Annotated in this window: 19 protein-coding genes; 10 read left to right on the top strand and 9 right to left on the bottom strand. The window is 74.3% G+C overall.

Translation table 11 applies throughout. The features are described from left to right. The first annotated feature begins 18 nt into the window (after nucleotides 1-18). Nucleotides 19-1,245, top strand: coding sequence for an acyl-CoA dehydrogenase family protein (locus E4U92_RS10340; protein WP_137300005.1), 1,227 nt, complete (start codon nucleotides 19-21; stop codon nucleotides 1,243-1,245). Between the two features lie 138 nt (nucleotides 1,246-1,383). After that, on the top strand, nucleotides 1,384-2,097 hold the full coding sequence (locus tag E4U92_RS10335; protein WP_137300004.1) for a hypothetical protein: 714 nt from the start codon (nucleotides 1,384-1,386) through the stop codon (nucleotides 2,095-2,097). Between the two features lie 36 nt (nucleotides 2,098-2,133). On the opposite strand, the gene E4U92_RS10330 is transcribed toward E4U92_RS10335, so the two are convergent. The 5 genes from E4U92_RS10330 to E4U92_RS10310 form a co-directional block, all read right to left on the bottom strand. Next, nucleotides 2,134-2,367, bottom strand: a complete 234-nt coding sequence (locus tag E4U92_RS10330; RefSeq protein ID WP_137300003.1) for a DUF6213 family protein — start codon at nucleotides 2,365-2,367, stop codon at nucleotides 2,134-2,136. A gap of 25 nt (nucleotides 2,368-2,392) precedes the next feature. Next, a complete protein-coding gene (locus E4U92_RS10325) occupies nucleotides 2,393-3,778 on the bottom strand; it encodes an NADP-dependent succinic semialdehyde dehydrogenase (RefSeq protein ID WP_137300002.1) in 1,386 nt (461 codons plus the stop codon). Nucleotides 3,779-3,863: 85 nt separating this feature from the next. Beyond that, nucleotides 3,864-4,328 (bottom strand): NUDIX hydrolase, encoded by a 465-nt coding sequence (locus E4U92_RS10320; RefSeq protein WP_137300001.1) that lies wholly within the window; start codon nucleotides 4,326-4,328, stop codon nucleotides 3,864-3,866. Next, entirely contained in the window at nucleotides 4,325-5,863 is a 1,539-nt protein-coding gene (locus tag E4U92_RS10315) for an ATP-dependent DNA ligase (protein ID WP_137300000.1), read from the bottom strand. The genes E4U92_RS10320 and E4U92_RS10315 overlap by 4 nt, the downstream gene beginning before the upstream one ends. A 29-nt stretch (nucleotides 5,864-5,892) precedes the next feature. Further along, on the bottom strand, nucleotides 5,893-6,858 hold the full coding sequence (locus E4U92_RS10310) for an NAD(P)/FAD-dependent oxidoreductase (protein WP_137299999.1): 966 nt from the start codon (nucleotides 6,856-6,858) through the stop codon (nucleotides 5,893-5,895). A gap of 78 nt (nucleotides 6,859-6,936) precedes the next feature. Between E4U92_RS10310 and E4U92_RS10305 the strand changes: the two genes are divergently transcribed. The 6 genes from E4U92_RS10305 to E4U92_RS10280 all read left to right on the top strand — a co-directional run bounded on the left by E4U92_RS10305 (nucleotide 6,937) and on the right by E4U92_RS10280 (nucleotide 12,248). Further along, entirely contained in the window at nucleotides 6,937-7,521 is a 585-nt protein-coding gene (locus tag E4U92_RS10305) for a helix-turn-helix domain-containing protein (protein ID WP_137299998.1), read from the top strand. A gap of 130 nt (nucleotides 7,522-7,651) precedes the next feature. Then, a complete protein-coding gene (locus tag E4U92_RS10300; RefSeq protein WP_137299997.1) occupies nucleotides 7,652-8,629 on the top strand; it encodes an NADPH:quinone oxidoreductase family protein in 978 nt (325 codons plus the stop codon). After that, complete coding sequence (locus E4U92_RS10295) at nucleotides 8,626-9,816, top strand: acyl-CoA dehydrogenase family protein (RefSeq protein WP_137299996.1); 1,191 nt, start codon at nucleotides 8,626-8,628, stop codon at nucleotides 9,814-9,816. The genes E4U92_RS10300 and E4U92_RS10295 overlap by 4 nt, the downstream gene beginning before the upstream one ends. Further along, entirely contained in the window at nucleotides 9,813-10,898 is a 1,086-nt protein-coding gene (locus E4U92_RS10290) for an acyl-CoA dehydrogenase family protein (protein WP_137299995.1), read from the top strand. The genes E4U92_RS10295 and E4U92_RS10290 overlap by 4 nt, the downstream gene beginning before the upstream one ends. Before the next feature lie 178 nt (nucleotides 10,899-11,076). Continuing rightward, nucleotides 11,077-11,934, top strand: a complete 858-nt coding sequence (locus tag E4U92_RS10285; RefSeq protein WP_137299994.1) for a phosphatidylinositol-specific phospholipase C/glycerophosphodiester phosphodiesterase family protein — start codon at nucleotides 11,077-11,079, stop codon at nucleotides 11,932-11,934. Between the two features lie 119 nt (nucleotides 11,935-12,053). Next, entirely contained in the window at nucleotides 12,054-12,248 is a 195-nt protein-coding gene (locus E4U92_RS10280) for a hypothetical protein (RefSeq protein WP_137299993.1), read from the top strand. Nucleotides 12,249-12,260: 12 nt separating this feature from the next. Here the strand turns inward: E4U92_RS10280 and E4U92_RS10275 are convergent, their stop codons facing one another. Then, the gene (locus E4U92_RS10275) at nucleotides 12,261-13,475 is read right to left on the bottom strand and encodes a phosphodiester glycosidase family protein (RefSeq protein ID WP_137299992.1); all 1,215 of its coding nucleotides are present in this window, start codon (nucleotides 13,473-13,475) and stop codon (nucleotides 12,261-12,263) included. Between the two features lie 558 nt (nucleotides 13,476-14,033). On the opposite strand from E4U92_RS10275, the gene E4U92_RS10270 reads away from it, so the two are divergent. After that, on the top strand, nucleotides 14,034-14,531 hold the full coding sequence (locus E4U92_RS10270; RefSeq protein ID WP_137299991.1) for a hypothetical protein: 498 nt from the start codon (nucleotides 14,034-14,036) through the stop codon (nucleotides 14,529-14,531). A 107-nt stretch (nucleotides 14,532-14,638) separates the two neighbouring features. On the opposite strand, the gene E4U92_RS37010 is transcribed toward E4U92_RS10270, so the two are convergent. Next, entirely contained in the window at nucleotides 14,639-14,767 is a 129-nt protein-coding gene (locus tag E4U92_RS37010) for a hypothetical protein (RefSeq protein ID WP_268253524.1), read from the bottom strand. Between the two features lie 81 nt (nucleotides 14,768-14,848). Beyond that, nucleotides 14,849-15,805, bottom strand: coding sequence for a helix-turn-helix transcriptional regulator (locus E4U92_RS10265; protein WP_137299990.1), 957 nt, complete (start codon nucleotides 15,803-15,805; stop codon nucleotides 14,849-14,851). Nucleotides 15,806-16,025: 220 nt separating this feature from the next. On the opposite strand from E4U92_RS10265, the gene E4U92_RS10260 reads away from it, so the two are divergent. Continuing rightward, nucleotides 16,026-16,415 (top strand): ANTAR domain-containing protein, encoded by a 390-nt coding sequence (locus E4U92_RS10260; RefSeq protein WP_373311484.1) that lies wholly within the window; start codon nucleotides 16,026-16,028, stop codon nucleotides 16,413-16,415. 196 nt (nucleotides 16,416-16,611) lie between these two features. On the opposite strand, the gene tpg is transcribed toward E4U92_RS10260, so the two are convergent. After that, the gene (gene tpg / locus E4U92_RS10250) at nucleotides 16,612-17,169 is read right to left on the bottom strand and encodes a telomere-protecting terminal protein Tpg (RefSeq protein WP_137299989.1); all 558 of its coding nucleotides are present in this window, start codon (nucleotides 17,167-17,169) and stop codon (nucleotides 16,612-16,614) included.

Raw genomic sequence — 17,169 nt, 5'->3', positions numbered from 1 at the left:
GCCGCCGCTGGAGGGGACATGGCCGAGTTCACCATGGAGCTCAACGACGAACAGAAGGAGGTCCGCGACTGGCTCCACGGGTTCGCCGCCGACGTGATCCGCCCCGCGGCCGCCGAGTGGGACGAGCGCGAGGAGACCCCCTGGCCGGTCATCCAGGAGGCCGCGAAGGTCGGCATCTACTCCCTGGACTTCTACGCCCAGCAGTACTTCGACGCCACCGGCCTCGGCATCCCGATGGCCATGGAGGAGCTGTTCTGGGGTGACGCGGGCATCGCGCTGTCGATCGTCGGCACCGGCCTCGCCGCGGTGGGCGTCCTCGCCAACGGCACCGAGGAGCAGATCGGCACCTGGATCCCGCAGATGTACGGCGACGTCAACGACGTGAAGGTCGCCGCGTTCTGCTCCTCCGAGCCCGACGCCGGCTCCGACGTCTCCTCGATGCGCACCCGCGCCGTCTACGACGAGGCCAAGGACGAGTGGGTCCTCAACGGGACGAAGACCTGGGCGACCAACGGCGGCATCGCCAACGTGCACGTCGTGGTGGCCGTCGTCGACCCCGAACTGGGCTCCAAGGGCCACGCGTCCTTCATCGTCCCGCCGAACACCCCCGGTCTGGCCCAGGGCCAGAAGTTCAAGAAGCACGGCATCCGCGCCTCGCACACCGCCGAGGTGATCCTCGACAACGTGCGCGTGCCGGGCTCCTGCCTGCTGGGCGGCAAGGAGAAGCTGGACGAGCGCCTGGCCCGGGCCCGCGAGCGGGCCAAGGCGGGCGGCGAGCGCGTGAAGAACGCGGCCATGGCCACCTTCGAGGCGTCCCGCCCGGCCGTCGGCGCGATGGCCGTCGGCACCGCCCGCGCCGCCTACGAGGTCGCCCTCGACTACGCGAAGACGCGTGAGCAGTTCGGCCGCCCGATCATCGACAACCAGGGCGTGGCCTTCCAGCTCGCCGACATGCGCACCCAGATCGACGCGGCGCGCCTGCTGGTGTGGCGCGCCTCCTGGATGGCCGTCAACGGCAAGCCGTTCACCGCGGCCGAGGGCTCCATGTCGAAGCTGTTCGCCAGCGAGACCGCCAAGAAGGTCACCGCCCAGGCCGTCCAGATCCTCGGCGGCAACGGCTACACCCGCGAGTACCCGGTGGAGCGCATGCACCGCGACGCCGCGATCTACACCATCTTCGAGGGCACGAGCGAGATCCAGCGCCTGGTCATCGCCCGCACCCTGTCGGGGATGCCGATCCGCTGACGCACCGTCACCCGTGGGGTCCCGGGAGCAGTTCCGAGACCCCACGCACCCCGCCCCTCCCCAAGGGCGCCCCCAGCAGGGATGATTCACTTCTCAACAGATTCTCCACAGAATCGACGGCACTTCCCTGGGGGGACCATGAGCAACGACTTCACACCGCCGCCACCGCCGCCACCGCCGCCCACCGTGCCGGGGTACGGCCCGCTGTTCCCGCCGCCGCCCCCGCCGCCGAAGAGACCCCCGACGGCCCTCGTCGCGGCGCTCGCGGCCGTGGGCGCGGCGATCCTCTCGTCGGCCGTCACCGCGCTGGTCACCACGTCCGGCGACGGCGGACCCGAGGCCGCCCCCACGGTCACCGTGACCGAGACCGCCGTGGACGCGGACACCGCCGACGCCGCGGACACGGCGGACGGCGCGGACACCGCCGGCACGGGTGACGAGCCCTCCGCCGACGCCACCGACGACGGCGCCTACGCGCTGACGGACACCGTCGCCTACGACAACGACGTGGAGATCAGCCTGAGCAAGTTCTCCCGCGGCGTCTCCAACGACTACGCGTCCCCGGAGAACACGCCCTACGCGAAGTTCACCATCAAGGTCGTCAACAACTCCGGCAAGACCTTCGACGCCACCTCCCTGACCGTGAGCTGCGCCTACGGCGACGAGGGCAAGGAGAGCGACTCGATCTTCGACGACGGGCTGGACGGCACCCCCGACACCAGCGTCCTGGCCGGCCGGTCCCTCTCCTTCACCTGGGGCTGCGAACTGCCCAAGAAGGAGAAGTACCTGCAGATCGAGGTGGCACCGGACTTCGACTCGGAGACGTCGATCTTCGCGGGCCAGGTGAAGTGACGTAGGGGAGGGGCTGCCGGCCGGATGCCCGGTGGATCAGGGCGCGCCGCCGCTGCTGTGCGCGATGCACGCCACGTCGATCCGGTCGGCCAGCTTCGCCAGTTCGATGGCCAGCGCGGCCACCGTGTCCTCGTCCAGGTCCTCCCCGGCCTCGACGAGCCGGACCCACCGCGCACCCACCGTCCGCAACAGCTTGCTCACGTCGGCCGCGGCCACCTGCAGGGTGCCGTGGTCGTCGACGATCAGGGGGAGAGTCACTTCGCGGTTCACACAGCGGATCGTAGCCGCGGAACCGTCACGCACCGTGCCAGACCGTGGTGATGTTGCAGAACTCGCGGATTCCGTGCCCGGACAGCTCACGCCCGTAGCCCGACCGCTTCACCCCGCCGAACGGCAGTGCCGGGTGCGAGGCCGTCATGCCGTTGACGAAGACGCCCCCGGCCTCCAGGTCCCGCACGAAGCGGTCCACCTCGGCCTCGTCGCGCGTCCAGACGTTCGAACTCAGGCCGAACAGCGAGTCGTTGGCGATGAGCACCGCCTCGTCCAGGTCACGGGCCCGGTACAGCGTGGCGACCGGCCCGAACGTCTCCTCGCGGTGGATGCGCATCTCCCGGGTGACGTCCGCGACGACGGTCGGCGGGTAGTACCAGCCCGGCCCGTCGGGCCGTTCGCCGCCGCACAGCACCCGCGCCCCGCCGCGCCGGGCGTCGTCGACCAGTTCCTCCAGGTCGTCCCGGCCCTGCTCGCTCGCCAGCGGCCCCACCTCGGTGTCCTCGTCCAGCGGGTCGCCCACCGTCAGCGCCCGCATCCCGGCGACGAACCGCTCGGCGAACGCGTCGTACACGTCCGCGTGGACGATGAACCGCTTGGCGGCGATGCAGGACTGGCCGTTGTTCTGCACGCGCGCGGTGACCGCGACCTGCGCGGCGCGGTCGAGGTCGGCGGACGGCATCACGATGAACGGGTCGCTGCCGCCCAGCTCCAGCACCGTCTTCTTGATCATCTCGCCCGCGGTGGACGCCACGGCCCGCCCGGCCGGCTCGCTGCCGGTGAGCGTCGCGGCCTTGACCCGCTCGTCGCGCAGGATGTCGTCGATCGCGCCCGAGCCCACCAGCAGCGTCTGGAAGCAGCCCTCGGGGAAGCCCGCCCGGTGGAACAGGTCCTCCAGGTACAGGGCGGTCTGCGGCACGTTGGACGCGTGCTTGAGCAGGCCGACGTTCCCCGCCATCAGCGCCGGCGCGGCGAACCGGACCACCTGCCACAGCGGGAAGTTCCACGGCATCACCGCGAGCACCGGGCCCAGCGGCCGGTAGCGCACCACGGCCCGGGAGGCGCCGGAGTCGGTCACGTCGGAGGGGTCCGGCTCCTCGTCGGCGAGCAGCGCCTCGGCGTGCGCGGCGTACCAGCGCATCGCCTTCGCGCACTTGGCCGCCTCCGCGCGGGCCTGCTTGACCGGCTTGCCCATCTCGGTGGTCATCACCCGTCCGATGTCCGCCTGGTCCTCGTCGAGCAGGTCGGCGGCCCGCTCCAGCAGCGCGGCCCGCTCGGCGAACGACGTCGTGCGGTACGTGCGGAACGTGGCCTCGGCCAGCTGGAGCCTGCGCTCCAGCTCCTCCTCGTCCATCGGCTCGTACGTCTTGATCGTCTCGCCGTTCGCCGGGTTGACCGTCGCGATGGGCATGACCGACCTCCTGGAAGCTGAACTCTGCTCCGACCTTCCCGCGCGGCGGCCGGAGCCGCAACGCGTGCGCCCGCGTCCGGGCCGCTCAGGCCGAGTGCTCCGCCAGCCGGTCCAGAAACGCGGCCTGCGCCGTGACGATCACCGCGCGAGCCCGCTCCAGGCCGAACCAGGCGACCCGGTCCAGCTCCGGGAACTCCCGCAGCCGGCCCGACCGCGGCGGCCACTCCATCGTGAAGGTGCCCGGCACGACCGCCGCCGGATCGAGGTCGCCCTCCACGGCCCAGGCCGTGACGAGCTTGCCGTTGGTCTGCCTGACCTCGCCCAGCGCGATCGCCTCGCCGTCCGGCGGTTCGAGCCCCAGCTCCTCGCGGAACTCGCGCCGGGCCGCGTCCCAGGCCGGTTCGTCGGGCTCGTACTCGCCCTTGGGGACCGTCCACGCCCCGGCGTCCTTCCTCGCGAAGAAGGGGCCGCCCATGTGGCCGAGCAGCACCTGCGGGCCGTCCGCCGTGCGCCGGAACAGCAGCAGGCCCGCGCTGCGCCGGACCGTCACCGCGCCACCTCCGGGTGCGCGGCCAGCAGGGTCTCCACGGTGTCGGCCTCCTCGGGGCGCTTGTCCTCGCGGTAGCGCAGCACCCGCGCGAACCGCAGCGTCACCCCGGCCGGATAGCGGGTCGAGCGCTGCAGCCCGTCGTAGGCGATCTCGACGACGAGTTCGGGGCGTACGGTCACCCCCCAGCCGTGCTCCTCGACGGCCAGGTCCCGCAGCCGTTCGGTCTGCCAGAGCAGCAGCGCGTCGGTCATGCCCTTGAAGGTCTTGCCGAGCATCGCGAAGCCGCCGTCGGCGGTGCGGGCGCCCAGGTGCAGGTTGGACAGCTTCCCGGTGCGCCGGCCGTGGCCCCACTCGGCGGCCAGGACCACCAGGTCGAGCGTGTGCACGGGCTTCACCTTCAGCCAGGACGCGCCCCGCCGGCCCGCGCTGTAGGGCGCGTCCAGGGCCTTGACGACCACGCCCTCGTGGCCGCGTGCCAGCGTCCCGGCGAGGAAGCCCTCCATGGCGGGCACGTCGTCGGGCCCCGCGGCCAGCGCGCGCCGCACCCGCATCGGCTCGGGCACCAGCCGCGCCAGCTCGGCGTGCCGCTCGGCGAACGGCAGGTCGAGCAGGTCGCGGTCGTCGACCGACAGGGCGTCGAAAAAGACGGGGGAGACGGGGACCGCCTCCGCTGCCGTCGCCACGTCCACCCGGGAGCCGACGCGGCCGGCGGTCTCCTGGAAGGAGCGCGGGCGCCCGGTGTCGTCGAACGCGATCACCTCGCCGTCCAGCACGAACCGGCGGCCCGCAAGCCCCAGGGCGGCCCGCGTCACCTCGGGCAGCCGGTCGGTGATGTCGTCCAGGGTGCGGGTGTACACGCGCACGGCGTCGCCGTCCCGGTGCACCTGGACCCGGATGCCGTCCAGCTTCTCCTCCACCGCGCAGGCGCCCAGCTTGCCGACCGCCTCCGCCACCGAGGACGCGCTGTGGGCGAGCATCGGCAGGACCGGCCGGCCCACCGTGAGCCGGAACCGGTCGAGCGCCGTCGGGCCCTGCGCGAGCAGCGCCTGCGCGACCGCCTGCAGCGAGCCCGCCAGCATCACCGCACGCCGTACGTCCGCCGGCGGCGCCCCGGTGGCCTGCGCCAGCCCCTCGGCCGCGAGCGCGTCCAGCGCGCCCTGGCGGACCTCGCCGGTGATCAGGCCCAGCAGGAAGCGCTGCTCCCCGGCGGTGGCCGCGCCCATCAACGCGGCCACCAGCCGGGCCCGTTCCGCCTGCGACCCGGGTCCGGAGACCTCGCCCAGCTCGGTGAGGCGGGCGTCCACCTCCCGCACGGTCAGCGTCGGCCCGTCCGCCGGGGGGACGGACTGGCCCAGGGCCTTCCAGCCGACGCCGAGCCGGCCCTGCGGCAGCCGGCCCGCGAGGTAGGGGATGACGATCGGCACGTCGTCGGGCTCGGCGTCCCGGAAGAGTTCGGCGAGCAGGGCGATCTTGCGGGAGCGTGCCGCGGTGGCGGCGACCTCCCGGGACACGTCGGCGAGCCGGGTCAGCAGCATGCAGCCATGGTGCTACGCCGGACCGGCGCCTACACCCCGGCGGCGCCGGCCGCTGCGACCCGTTCGTCCAGGTCCGCCATCAGCAGCTCCCCGTTGATCGCGGCGCCGGCCCGGTAGCCGCGGCTGGCGGCGTTGACGACCTGCTCGGCGAAGCCGCTCGCGTTGCCCGCCGCCCACAGGCCCGGGACGGAGGTCAGGCCCCGCTCGTCGACCACCGGATAGGAGCCGAACGGGGTCTCGCACAGCTCGGCGCCGAGCCGTTCCAGCAGGCCGGTGCGCGGGACCGGGCGCGGCGCGACGAACAGCGCCTCGCGCGCGTGCACGCTGCCGTCGGCCAGCCGCACTCCGGTCAGCCGGTCGTCGTCGACCACCAGGCCCGCCACCTCGCCGGGCACCACCGCGACCCCGGCCGCCGCCAGTCGCCGCAGGTCCAGGTCGGACAGCTCCGCCTCGTCGACCCGGTGCAGGAAGAGCGTCACGTCCTTCGACCACTGGGTCACCATCAGCGCCTGGTGGACGCTGAGCGCACTGGCCGCGAGGACGCCGAACGCCTGGTCGCGCACCTCCCAGCCGTGGCAGTACGGGCAGTGCAGGACGTCCCGGCCGAAGCGCTCGGCGACGCCGGGCACGGACGGCAGCTCGTCCTTCAGGCCGGTCGCGACGACCAGCTGCCGGGCGCGCAGGGTGCGGCCGCCGTCCAGGGTGACGAGGAAGTCCCCGTCCCGCCGGGCGTCCACCACCCGGTCCCGGACGAGGTGCACGCCGTAGCGGGCGATCTCCTCGCGCCCGACGGCCAGGAACTCGGCGGGCGCCATGCCGTCCCGGGACAGGAAGCCCTGCAGGTGCGCGGCGGGTGCGTTGCGCGGCTCGCCCGCGTCGACCACCAGGGTGCGGCGCCGGGCGCGGCCGAGGACGAGCGCGGCGGACAGGCCCGCGGCCCCGCCGCCGATGACGATCACTTCGTAGGCGTCGGACAGGTCGTGGTTCTCGGTCATGGGTGACCACCTCCACGGGCACGGTCGCTCCGGTCCCCGCGCATTGACAAAGCGATTTGCCGAAACTGCAATGGGTCCATGACCGACGACGACGCCATGGACCGGGTCCTCGCCGAGGTGGGGCCGCGCCTGCGGCGGATCCGCAAGGAGCGGGGCGCGACGCTGGCCGGCCTGTCCGAGGCGACCGGCATCTCGGTGAGCACGCTCTCCCGCCTGGAGTCGGGCCTGCGCAGGCCCAGTCTGGAGCTGCTGCTGCCCCTCGCGCGGGCGCACGAGGTGGCGCTGGACGAGCTCGTGGGGGCGCCCTCGGTGCGCGACCCGCGGGTGCGGGCCCGGCCGATCGTGCGGCACGGCCGTACCCACTGGCCGCTGACCCGCCAGCCGGGCGGGCTGCAGGCGTTCAAGGTGCTGGAGCCGCAGCGCGAGCCGGCACCGGAGCCGCGCACCCACGAGGGGTACGAGTGGCTCTACGTGCTGTCCGGGCGGCTGCGGCTGGTGCTGGGCGAGCACGACGTCGTGCTGACGGCCGGGGAGGCGGCCGAGTTCGACACCCGGGTGCCGCACTGGTTCGGCTCGACGGGGGAGGGGCCGGTGGAGTTCCTCAGCCTGTTCGGGCCGCAGGGCGAGCGGATACACGTACGGGCACGGCCGAAGGGGGCGTGAGGCGGCCCCGCGCCGCGGCGGGGGACGGCGCTCCTTCCTGCGTGACGCATCCGACTGTTCCCCCCGGAGCAAGCGACCGCTTAGTATGCAGTCGACCCCGGTCAGACGAGGCAGTCCCTGGAGGCTCCGCATGCAGGCATGGCAGGTGCACGAGAACGGCGAGCCGAGCGAGGTGATGCGGCTCCAGGACGTCGAGCGGCCCGCCCCGCGCGACGGCCAGGTCCTGCTGAAGGTGCGCGCCGCGAACATCAACTTCCCGGACGCGCTGATGTGCCGCGGCCAGTACCAGGTCACCCCGCCGCTGCCGTTCACCCCCGGCGTGGAGATCTGCGGCGAGACCGAGGACGGCCGCCGGGTCATCGCCAACCCGGACCTGCCCCACGGCGGATTCGCCGAGTACGCCGTCGCGGACGCCGCCGCCCTGCTGCCCGCGCCCGACGCGCTGGACGACGCCGAGGCCTCCGCGCTGCACATCGGCTACCAGACCGGCTGGTTCGGCCTGCACCGCAGGGCGCACCTGGAGGCCGGCGAGACGCTGCTGGTGCACGCCGCGGCCGGCGGGGTCGGCAGCGCGGCCGTCCAGCTCGGCAAGGCGGCCGGCGCCACCGTGATCGGCGTCGTCGGCGGCGCCGACAAGGCCGCCGTGGCCCGCGAGCTGGGCTGCGACGTCGTCGTCGACCGGCGCGCCGAGGACGTGGTCGCCGCCGTCAAGGAGGCCACCGGCGGCCGGGGCGCCGACGTGATCTACGACCCGGTCGGCGGGCAGGCCTACGCCCAGTCCGCGAAGGTCGTCGCCTTCGAGGGCCGCATCGTGGTCGTCGGCTTCGCCAGCGGCACCATCCCGAGCCCCGGCCTCAACCACGCCCTGGTGAAGAACTACTCGATCCTCGGCCTGCACTGGGGCCTGTACAACACCAAGAACCCCGAGCTGGTCCAGCACTGCCACGAGCAGCTCACCGACCTCGCCGCCCGGGGCGCCATCAAGCCCCTGGTCAGCGAGCGGGTGACGTTCGCCGAGGCCGCGGCCGCCGTGCAGCGGGTCGCCGACGGCGTCACCACCGGCCGCGTCGTGGTCGTGCCCGCGCAGCAGGACGGAGCCGCCGCATGAGCGTCGACGCAGCGGAACTCAGGCACCGCACCGCCGAGTTGCTGGCAGCGCACCCGCCGGCCTCCACCGACCGGCTGGAGTTCCTGCGCGCCCGCTTCGACGCGGGCCTCGCCTGGGTGCACTACCCCGAGGGTCTGGGCGGCCTCGGCGCCCCGCGCTCCCTGCAGGTCGTCGTGGACGCCGAACTGGAAGCGGCCGGCGCCCCCGACAACGACCCGCGCCGCATCGGCATCGGTCTGGGCATGGCCGCCCCGACGATCCTCAAGTACGGCACAGACGAGCAGAAGCAGCGCTTCCTGCGGCCGCTGTGGACCGGCGAGGAGGTCTGGTGCCAGCTCTTCAGCGAGCCCGGCGCCGGGTCCGACCTGGCCGCGCTCGGCACCCGTGCCGTCCGGGAGGAGGCGAGCGGCGACTGGGTGGTCGACGGGCAGAAGGTGTGGACGTCCAGCGCCCACCTCGCCCGCTGGGCCATCCTCATCGCCCGCACCGACCCGGCCGTGCCCAAGCACGCGGGCATCACCTACTTCCTGTGCGACATGACCGACCCCGGCGTCGAGGTGCGCCCGCTGCGCCAGATCACCGGCGAGGCGGAGTTCAACGAGGTCTTCCTCACCGGTGTCCGCATCCCCGACGACCGCCGCCTCGGCGAGGTCGGCGACGGCTGGCGGGTCGCGCAGACCACGCTCAACAACGAACGCGTCGCCATCGGCGGCATGCGGCTGCCCCGCGAGGGCGGCATGATCGCCCCGGCCGCGAGGACCTGGCGCGAACGCCCCGAGCTGCGCACCCACGACCTGCACCAGCGGCTGCTGAAGCTCTGGGTCGAGGCCGAGGTCTCCCGTCTGACCGCCGAGCGGCTGCGCCAGCAGCTCGTCGCCGGCCAGCCCGGCCCCGAGGGCGCCGGCATGAAGCTCGCCTTCGCCCGCCTCAACCAGGAGATCAGCGGCCTGGAGGTCGAACTGCGCGGCCCCGAGGGCCTGTTGTACGACGACTGGACGATGCGCCGGCCGGAGCTGGTGGACTTCACCGGCCGCGACGCCGGCTACCGCTACCTGCGCTCCAAGGGCAACAGCATCGAGGGCGGGACCAGCGAGGTCCTGCTGAACATCGTCGCCGAGCGCGTCCTGGGCATGCCCGCCGAGCCGCGCACCGACAAGGACGTCGCCTGGAAGGACCTCGCCCGATGAGCCGCACCGAGCCCGACCTGCTGTACTCGGAGGAGGAAGAGGCGCTGCGCGCCGCCGTCCGGGACCTGCTCACCGACCACTGCGACCCCGCCGGAGTGATCGCCCGCGCCGAGTCGGACACGCCGCACGACCGCGCGCTGTGGAAGTCCCTCACCGAGGGCATGGGCCTGGCCGGACTCCTGGTCCCCGAGGAACTGGGCGGCCAGGGCGCCTCGCACCGCGAGGCCGCCGTCGTCCTGGAGGAGCTGGGCCGCGCGGTGGCACCGGTGCCCTACCTGGCCAGTGCGGTGGTGGCCACCGAGGCGCTGCTGGAGTGCGGTGACCGGGAGCTGCTGGGCCAGCTGGCGTCCGGCCGGACCGTCGGCGTCCTGGCGGTCGGGCTGCACCTGGCCCCGGGCGGCGCCCTGCCCGCCGTACGGCTGGAGGACGGGCGGCTGCACGGAGAGGTGACCGGCGTCGCGGACGCCGCGGCGGCCGACGTCCTGCTGGTGCCGGCGCAGGACGGCGGGCTGTACGCCGTCGAGGCCGGCGCCGCGACCGTCACCCCGCAGACCTCGCTCGACCTGACCCGCCCGCTCGCCACGGTCACCCTCACCGGCGCCGAGGGCCGCCGCCTCGGCGACGCGGAGCCCGCGGTGCGACGTGCCCTGCGCAGCGCCGCCGGACTGCTCGCCTCCGAACAACTCGGGCTCGCCGACTGGGCGTTGACCGAGACCGTGCGCTACCTCAAGGAGCGCAAGCAGTTCAACCGGGCGGTCGGCGGCTTCCAGGCGCTCAAACACCGGCTGGCCCAACTGTGGCTCGAGGTCGTCAGCCTGCGCGCCGCCGCGCGGGCCGCCGCCGACGCGCTCACCACCGGCCAGGACACCGACCTCACGGTCGCCGTCGCCCAGTCCTACGCCGGTCCCGTCGCGGTCCACGCCGCCGAGGAGGCGCTGCAACTGCACGGCGGCATCGGCATGACCTGGGAACACCCGGTCCACCTCTGCCTGAAGCGGGCCAAGGCCGACTCGATCGCCTACGGCACGGCGGGCGCCCACCGCTCGGCCGTGGCCGGACTCGTGGACCTCCAGGCCCCCTGAGGCCCACCGCCCACCGCGTGAAGCCCGCCCCACCCGGGGCGGGCTTTCCCGTGCCCGTCCGCCGCCGGAGTGAACGGGTGACGGCGAGTCGGCCAACTCCTCCTCCGTACGGGTTCGTTGGACCCGGCCCGGCTCCATACTCCCTGTGGTCCCGTCCCGCCCCACAGGGAGGCAGCGCATGGCCCTCATCACCCGCCGCAGAGCGCTCACCACCGCAGGCGCCGCGCTCGCCGCGGTCCTCGCCCCGCCCGCCGCGAACGCCTTCGCCGCCGAACACCGGCGCGGCCCCCGCCCGTTGTGGCGCGCCCACGCCCACAACGACTACGAGCACCCCCGGCCCCTCCTCGACGCGCTCGACCACCACTTCGGCAGCGTCGAGGCCGACATCTTCCTCGTCGGCGACCAGCTCCTGGTCGCCCACGACGCCACCGAGCTGGACCCCGCCCGCACCCTGGAGTCCCTGTACCTCGACCCGCTCGCCGCCCGCGTCAAGGCACAGCACGGCTCGGTCTACCGGGGATGGCGCACACCCCTGCAACTCCTCATCGACATCAAGACCGAGGGCTCCTCCACGTACCTCGAACTCGACCGCCACCTCAGGCGCTACCCACACCTGTTCACCACGTACGCCCACGGCCGCGTGCACCCCGGCCCGGTCACCGCCGTCGTCTCCGGCGACCGCGCCGCCCGCGTGCCGATGGAGGCCCAGACGGTCCGGCGCGCCTTCTACGACGGGCGCCTCACCGACCTCGGCACCTCCGCGCCCGCCTCGTTCGTGCCGCTCGTCAGCGACAACTGGACGCTCACCTTCACCTGGCTCGGCGTGGGCGCCTTCCCCGACGCCGAGCGGCACACCCTGCGCACCCTGGTGTCCACCGCCCACCGGCGCGGGCAGAAGGTGCGCTTCTGGGCGACCCCCGACACCCCGGGGCCCGCCCGGGACGCCCTGTGGACCGAGCTGCTCGCGGCCGGCGTCGACTACCTCAACACCGACGACCTGGCGGGCCTGGAGTCCTTCCTGGACGCCCGCGCCTGACGGTCCGCCCACGGACACCACCCGTTCGGACGACGGCCACGCCGCCCTGACGAACCCTCCGCTACGCCACACTTGCGGCCGAACGCCGCGAACCGGACGCGTGGCGGAGGAGGGTGACGATGGCCGTAACGATTTCCGCCGTGCTGTTGCTGCTGATCCTGGCGGTGATCTTCGTACGCAGCGGCGGGCTGAAGATGTCGCACGCGGTGGTCTGCCTGCTGCTCGGCTTCTTCCTGGCGGGCACGAGCATGGCGCCGACCATCTCCAGCGGCCTCATGGCGACCGCCGACATCGTCAGCGGCATCCGGCCGTGAGACCGCCGGCGGTCACCGGGTGAACACCCCGATGCCGTTGGCCACGGGACGCTCCGAGCCGTCCGAGGGGTGGTTGCGCACGGTCACCGGCGCCGCCCCCGACGGCCGGGCCACCAGCGTCGAGGAACCGCCCCCGTCGAGGCTGAACCCCTCGGTCGCGCCCAGCCCCGCCAGCAGGCGCGCCACCTCGGCGATCGTCAGACCCCTGCGGTAGGACGGGGCGCCGTCCAGCGCCACCAGGTACACCGTCCGGCCGTCGTCGGCGAGACCGACGGCCGTGCGCACCGCCGAGGCCCGCGTGTCCAGGCCCGGCAGCGGCTGCCCGCCGGACAGCACCGGGTAGCCGCCGAGGGCGAACCGGTAGACGGCCCGCCGGGCCGACGTGAGCGCGTACCGCAGCGACACCCGGGCGCCCCCGGCCAGGGCGCGCAGCCGCCGGGCGCCCGCCTCCCGGCCGACCAGGACCGTCGTGCCGGCGGCGATGGCGCCGCTGCCCGGGCGGGCGGAGGCCGACACCACCCGGCCGTGACGGACGGTCACCTCGTAGGTGTCGGCGCTGCACGGGGCGGCCCGCTCGGTGTCGGAGCCGCAGGTGGCCCGCACCCGCGAGGCGCTGCCCCAGGCCGGCGTGTAGGCGCCGACGCCGTTCTCGGGCAGCGCGTACTGGTTGAGCCCGCCGAGCGGCAGCCGCTGCCCTGCGGCGACCACCGAGCCGCTCAGGGTCAGGTCGTCCAGGTGCGCCCGGCCGTCCGCGCCCACGCCGAGCACGGCCGTCGTGTGGGTGCCCGGCGGCAGGGCGGGCCCGAACCGCTGGGCGTCCGGCACCGCGCCCTTCAGGATCCGGCCGTCCGCGATCGCCGGACCCACACTGGCCCCGGTCGGCGGGACCCCGGGGTGCTGGGCCTCGCTGATGTTGAAGAAATCCCCGTTGACGCCGGCGACCGCCTTCTGACGGCCCGCCATGTGCGACACGGTGTCCCGGGCCGCCACCGCCCCGGGCCGCAGCAGCCCGAGCCGCACGTGAGCGTCGCTCAGGTCGGCGCGCAGCAGGTGCACATGGGCCACGCCGGCCGCCGCGGGCACGTCGTACTGGCGGTACGTCACCCCCGGGGCGACGCCGGTCCACTGCGGCGTGGCGCCCGCCGGGGTCGCCCCGACGAGGGCGGCGCCGGCCAGGGTGCCGAGCGCGGTGAGGACGGTGACGGATCTCCTGGCGGTGCGGATCATCCTGTCCCGCCCTGTCCCGAGCGACGTTTGACGCAGTGTCACGAAGCCCCCTCACGAGTCGCCACACCATCTCACGGCACCGGGGGCGGCCCGTACGGGACAGGCGCGAACTCCACGAGAACGGGTGAGGAAAGGCACGTGTCACCGGGGCGTTCGGGTCCAGGGCGGGTCATCCGTACGGGGGAGGGAGCTTCGGGTCGGGGCCGTCACGCGCGGGATCCGCCCAGCGGGGTACCCGGGCGCGACACGACCGTCCGACGGAGGTGGAACGGTGGCCTACGTGGCTGATCGGAACAGGGGGGCCCCACGCCCCCGGAGCGGGCGCACCGCCGGTGCGGCCTGCGCGCGCGGGGGTGCGGGACGCCGACGGCGACCGCCCCGCGGGGCAGGTGGCCGGGGCGGTGACGGGGGCGCGGTCACCTACGGGGTCCCCGTCGTGGACGGGGACCCCGTCTCAAGACGACAGCCGTTCACGTCGGGCGCCGCCCGCGTCGCCTTCGTCGCTCCGCGCGGCGCGGGCGCGCGGCACGGCGCCCGCACCGAGGAGGGGAACCCCCTATGACGTCCACGGGCATCACGCTCACGCTGCGCACCCTGCACGACGGCGAACGCTCACTGGAGCGGAACCTGCTGGCGGCGGCCGGGCGGCACCGCACCGAGCACGAGTTCCACCACGGCGCCATGGACGTCGCGCGCTGGTCCCACGAACACTGCTCCCGCCTCGCCGACAGCGGCCGCGGACGGGGCATGGGCCTGTCCGGCCCGCCCGGCGACCCGGCGCCCGGCGTCCTCGCCGCGCTGCGCGAGAAGACGGCCGGGGCGCTGGGCCGACGGCCGGAGAACGGACTGCTGCTCCTGCAGGACCTGTGCGACCTGCACCTGGCCGCGACGCGCAACTCCCTGCACTGGGGGATGCTCGCGCAGGCGGCCCAGGCGACCCGTGACGAGGACCTGCTGACGCTGGCGAGCGAGTGCCACCCGCGGACGCTGCGGCAGATCCGCTGGACGAACACGCTGCTCAAGGAGCACTCGCCGCAGCTCCTGAGCAGCGTGTGAGCGGGGCGGGCCCCTAGGGGCCCTGTCGGCGGCTCGAGCGGGTGCTCAGCGGCGCGTCAGTCGCGCCGGAGCCTGCGCCGGCTCACGCCTCCTCGCCCTCGTCGGGCTCACGCCTCCTCGCCCTCGTCGGGCTCGCGCTCGCCCTCCGCCTGCGAGGGGGTCGAGTGGTCGGGCTCGGTGGGCACGTCGTCGGGCTCGCGCTCGCCCTCGGCCTGCGACGGGGTGGACTCGGTCATGGTGCTGCCTTTCGCTGTGCGGGACGGACGGGCACCGGGTACCCCCGCCGCCCCAGGTCGTACGCGTCTTCGGGCGGTGGGTCAGGGTTCGACCAGCGTCCGGTGCGGGGAGCGGCCGTAGGCGGCGCGGTAGAGCGCGGCGAAGCGGCCCGGGTGGGCGAAACCCCAGCGTGCGGCGACCTGCGTGACCGTGGTGCCGTCGCGGGGGTCGCCCGCGAGCAGCTCGTGGTGGGCGTGCGCGAGCCGCACCCGGCGCAGATGGGCCAGCGGAGTGGTGTCCAGGTGCCGGCGGAAGGCGTACTGCAGCGCGCGCACCGTGATGTGCGCGGCCCCGGCGATCTCCGCGACGGTCACGGGCTCGTCGGCGTGGTCGTCGATGTAGGCGAGGGCGCGGCGCAGCGCGGCCGGGTGGGCGTCGGCGCGGTCGGAGCCCGTCGGGTCGGTGAGCGCGCTGTTGGGGAAGGTGGCCAGCACGGTCGCGGCCAGATGCTGGGCGGCGGTGGAGGCCACCAGCGGCTGGTCGGCGAGGTCCGGGTCGGCCAGGACGTGGTCGCGCAGGTAGGTGATCGCGCCGCGCAGCCGGTCGGCCGCCGCCGGGGAGTGCGGCCGGTGCCCGGTCAGCCGGACGGGACCGGGGCGCGACGCCGGCGCGGTCGTGGCGACCTGGTCGAGCAGGGCCGGGTCCAACATCGTGATGTTGTAGCGGGCGGCGCGCACCAGCCCCGCGTACGCCTGGTCCGGCGGGGCGAAGGACACCACGTCGCCGGGGCCGAAGGAGTCCTGGACGCCCGGGTAGACGTGGTCCTCGATGGTCCCCTCGTGGACGACGCACAGACAGATCCGGCCCAGCGGGGTGACCGCGTAGCTCATGTCGAAGTCGAGGGCCAGCTCGTCCACGCTCAGCGACGGCGTGGCGCTGCGCCGGACGCGGGCCCGGCTGCCGGCGGGGCTGCCGCCGATGCGCATCCTGGCGTAGGCGCGGCTGAGGAAGTCCTCGGTCAGGTCCAGGTCGTCGCTGTCGAACGTGAGGGTCTGCACGGTGCCCTTGTCTCCCCGCCCGGACGGCCGTCACGCCGGGTCCCCTCCCGGGTACCCCGTTTCCCGTGTGCCGGTCGTGCCCTTTCGTTTTCCGTACCGGTATGGCCCGGATCGTTCGTCCGGCGGCTGGCCGCACGGCCGCGCGCTGCGCAAGGTGGAACGGGAGGCACGTGCCGCGCCGGGCCGGGGGCGCCGGGGCGCGGGTGACGGGAAGGCACCGATGGGAGACGAACGGCCGGAGATGACCGGACAGCACGACCTGGTCGGCAGGATCGCCGCCCTGCAGGAGGAAGTCGACCAGCTCCGCCGGGCCGTGGCCTCGCACGCCCTGGTGGACCAGGCGATCGGCGTGATCATCGCGGTGAGCGGGCTGCGCCCCGAGCAGGGCTGGGAGATCCTGCGGGAGGTCTCCCAGCGCACCAACACCAAGTTGCGGGTGGTCGCGGCCCAGGTGGTGCGCTGGGCGGAGAGCCAAGCCCTGCCCGAACCGACCCGCACGACCCTCAGCACGGTCCTCGCCGCCCACCACCCGCCCCTGGGCCGCGCCCTGGTACGCCGGCCGTACCGGCCGTGGGGGTCGGCGGAACGGGAGCGCTCGCCGCGGACCTGACGGCCGGGCGCCGGCCCCGGGCGCCGCCCCGGCGCACCCCTCGCCGCCGTCGCGTCCGCCGCCCGTCCCCGTCACCGGCTCCGTCACCGCAGCGCTCGTCCGGGTTCGAGACTCGTCCACGACGGCACGCTGTATGCGCTGACACCACCGGACTCCGGCAAGGCGAAACGGATCCGCGACAACCCCCGCGTCGCTGCTACAGCTCGAACTCGAGGTGCTCGATGTCCGTGAACCGGACCTCCTCCAGGCTGCCGGCGCGGCGGCCGCCGTCCTGGAAGTAGACCTCCTTGAGGGCCTCGGCCGCGATCTGCTGGAGCTGCTGGTCGGTGGCGCCGGCCTCCTGTGCGTCGAAGAGGCGGGCGGCGTGGACGGGCGGCAGGGCGACGGTCAGGTGCCGGACGCGGTCCTGGTCCGTCGACCCGATCGGCGCCGTGTAGCCGAGGCGGGCCCGGGTGTCGATGACGATGCCGCCGGTGGTGGCCGCCTGCTGCCTGGCCCTGGCCCGGATCCGGGGCTGCCAGCGCTTCGTCACCTCGCGCTCCAGGCGCGCGGCGAGGTCGGGCCGCGGCTTCTTGATCTGGTCCTTCACGTACCGCTCGACGGTGCGCTGGGAGATCCGCAGCAGCTGGGCGACCGCCTTCGTGCCCTTGAGCTGCCTGACCAGGTAGCGCATCTGCGCGCCCGCGCTCTTGGGCGCGGGGCGGGTGAACGCCTTCTGCACCGCGGTGTCCAGGCCCTCCCCGAACAGGCTCAT

Source organism: Streptomyces galbus (genome assembly GCF_005280195.1).
Classification (GTDB): domain Bacteria; phylum Actinomycetota; class Actinomycetes; order Streptomycetales; family Streptomycetaceae; genus Streptomyces; species Streptomyces galbus.
This window is presented reverse-complemented; position numbering and strand designations above follow the sequence as displayed.

What these genes read in the sequence shown, in the direction of transcription:
- E4U92_RS10340 (WP_137300005.1), top strand. Translation starts at nt 19, where the DNA reads ATGGCCGAGTTCACCATGGAGCTCAACGACGAACAGAAGGAGGTCCGC.
- E4U92_RS10335 (WP_137300004.1), top strand. Translation starts at nt 1,384, where the DNA reads ATGAGCAACGACTTCACACCGCCGCCACCGCCGCCACCGCCGCCCACC.
- E4U92_RS10325 (WP_137300002.1), bottom strand. Translation starts at nt 3,778, where the DNA reads ATGCCCATCGCGACGGTCAACCCGGCGAACGGCGAGACGATCAAGACG.
- E4U92_RS10315 (WP_137300000.1), bottom strand. Translation starts at nt 5,863, where the DNA reads ATGCTGCTGACCCGGCTCGCCGACGTGTCCCGGGAGGTCGCCGCCACC.
- E4U92_RS10310 (WP_137299999.1), bottom strand. Translation starts at nt 6,858, where the DNA reads ATGACCGAGAACCACGACCTGTCCGACGCCTACGAAGTGATCGTCATC.
- E4U92_RS10305 (WP_137299998.1), top strand. Translation starts at nt 6,937, where the DNA reads ATGACCGACGACGACGCCATGGACCGGGTCCTCGCCGAGGTGGGGCCG.
- E4U92_RS10300 (WP_137299997.1), top strand. Translation starts at nt 7,652, where the DNA reads ATGCAGGCATGGCAGGTGCACGAGAACGGCGAGCCGAGCGAGGTGATG.
- E4U92_RS10295 (WP_137299996.1), top strand. Translation starts at nt 8,626, where the DNA reads ATGAGCGTCGACGCAGCGGAACTCAGGCACCGCACCGCCGAGTTGCTG.
- E4U92_RS10290 (WP_137299995.1), top strand. Translation starts at nt 9,813, where the DNA reads ATGAGCCGCACCGAGCCCGACCTGCTGTACTCGGAGGAGGAAGAGGCG.
- E4U92_RS10285 (WP_137299994.1), top strand. Translation starts at nt 11,077, where the DNA reads ATGGCCCTCATCACCCGCCGCAGAGCGCTCACCACCGCAGGCGCCGCG.
- E4U92_RS10280 (WP_137299993.1), top strand. Translation starts at nt 12,054, where the DNA reads ATGGCCGTAACGATTTCCGCCGTGCTGTTGCTGCTGATCCTGGCGGTG.
- E4U92_RS10275 (WP_137299992.1), bottom strand. Translation starts at nt 13,475, where the DNA reads ATGATCCGCACCGCCAGGAGATCCGTCACCGTCCTCACCGCGCTCGGC.
- E4U92_RS10270 (WP_137299991.1), top strand. Translation starts at nt 14,034, where the DNA reads ATGACGTCCACGGGCATCACGCTCACGCTGCGCACCCTGCACGACGGC.
- E4U92_RS37010 (WP_268253524.1), bottom strand. Translation starts at nt 14,767, where the DNA reads ATGACCGAGTCCACCCCGTCGCAGGCCGAGGGCGAGCGCGAGCCCGAC.
- E4U92_RS10260 (WP_373311484.1), top strand. Translation starts at nt 16,026, where the DNA reads ATGGGAGACGAACGGCCGGAGATGACCGGACAGCACGACCTGGTCGGC.
- tpg (WP_137299989.1), bottom strand. Translation starts at nt 17,169, where the DNA reads ATGAGCCTGTTCGGGGAGGGCCTGGACACCGCGGTGCAGAAGGCGTTC.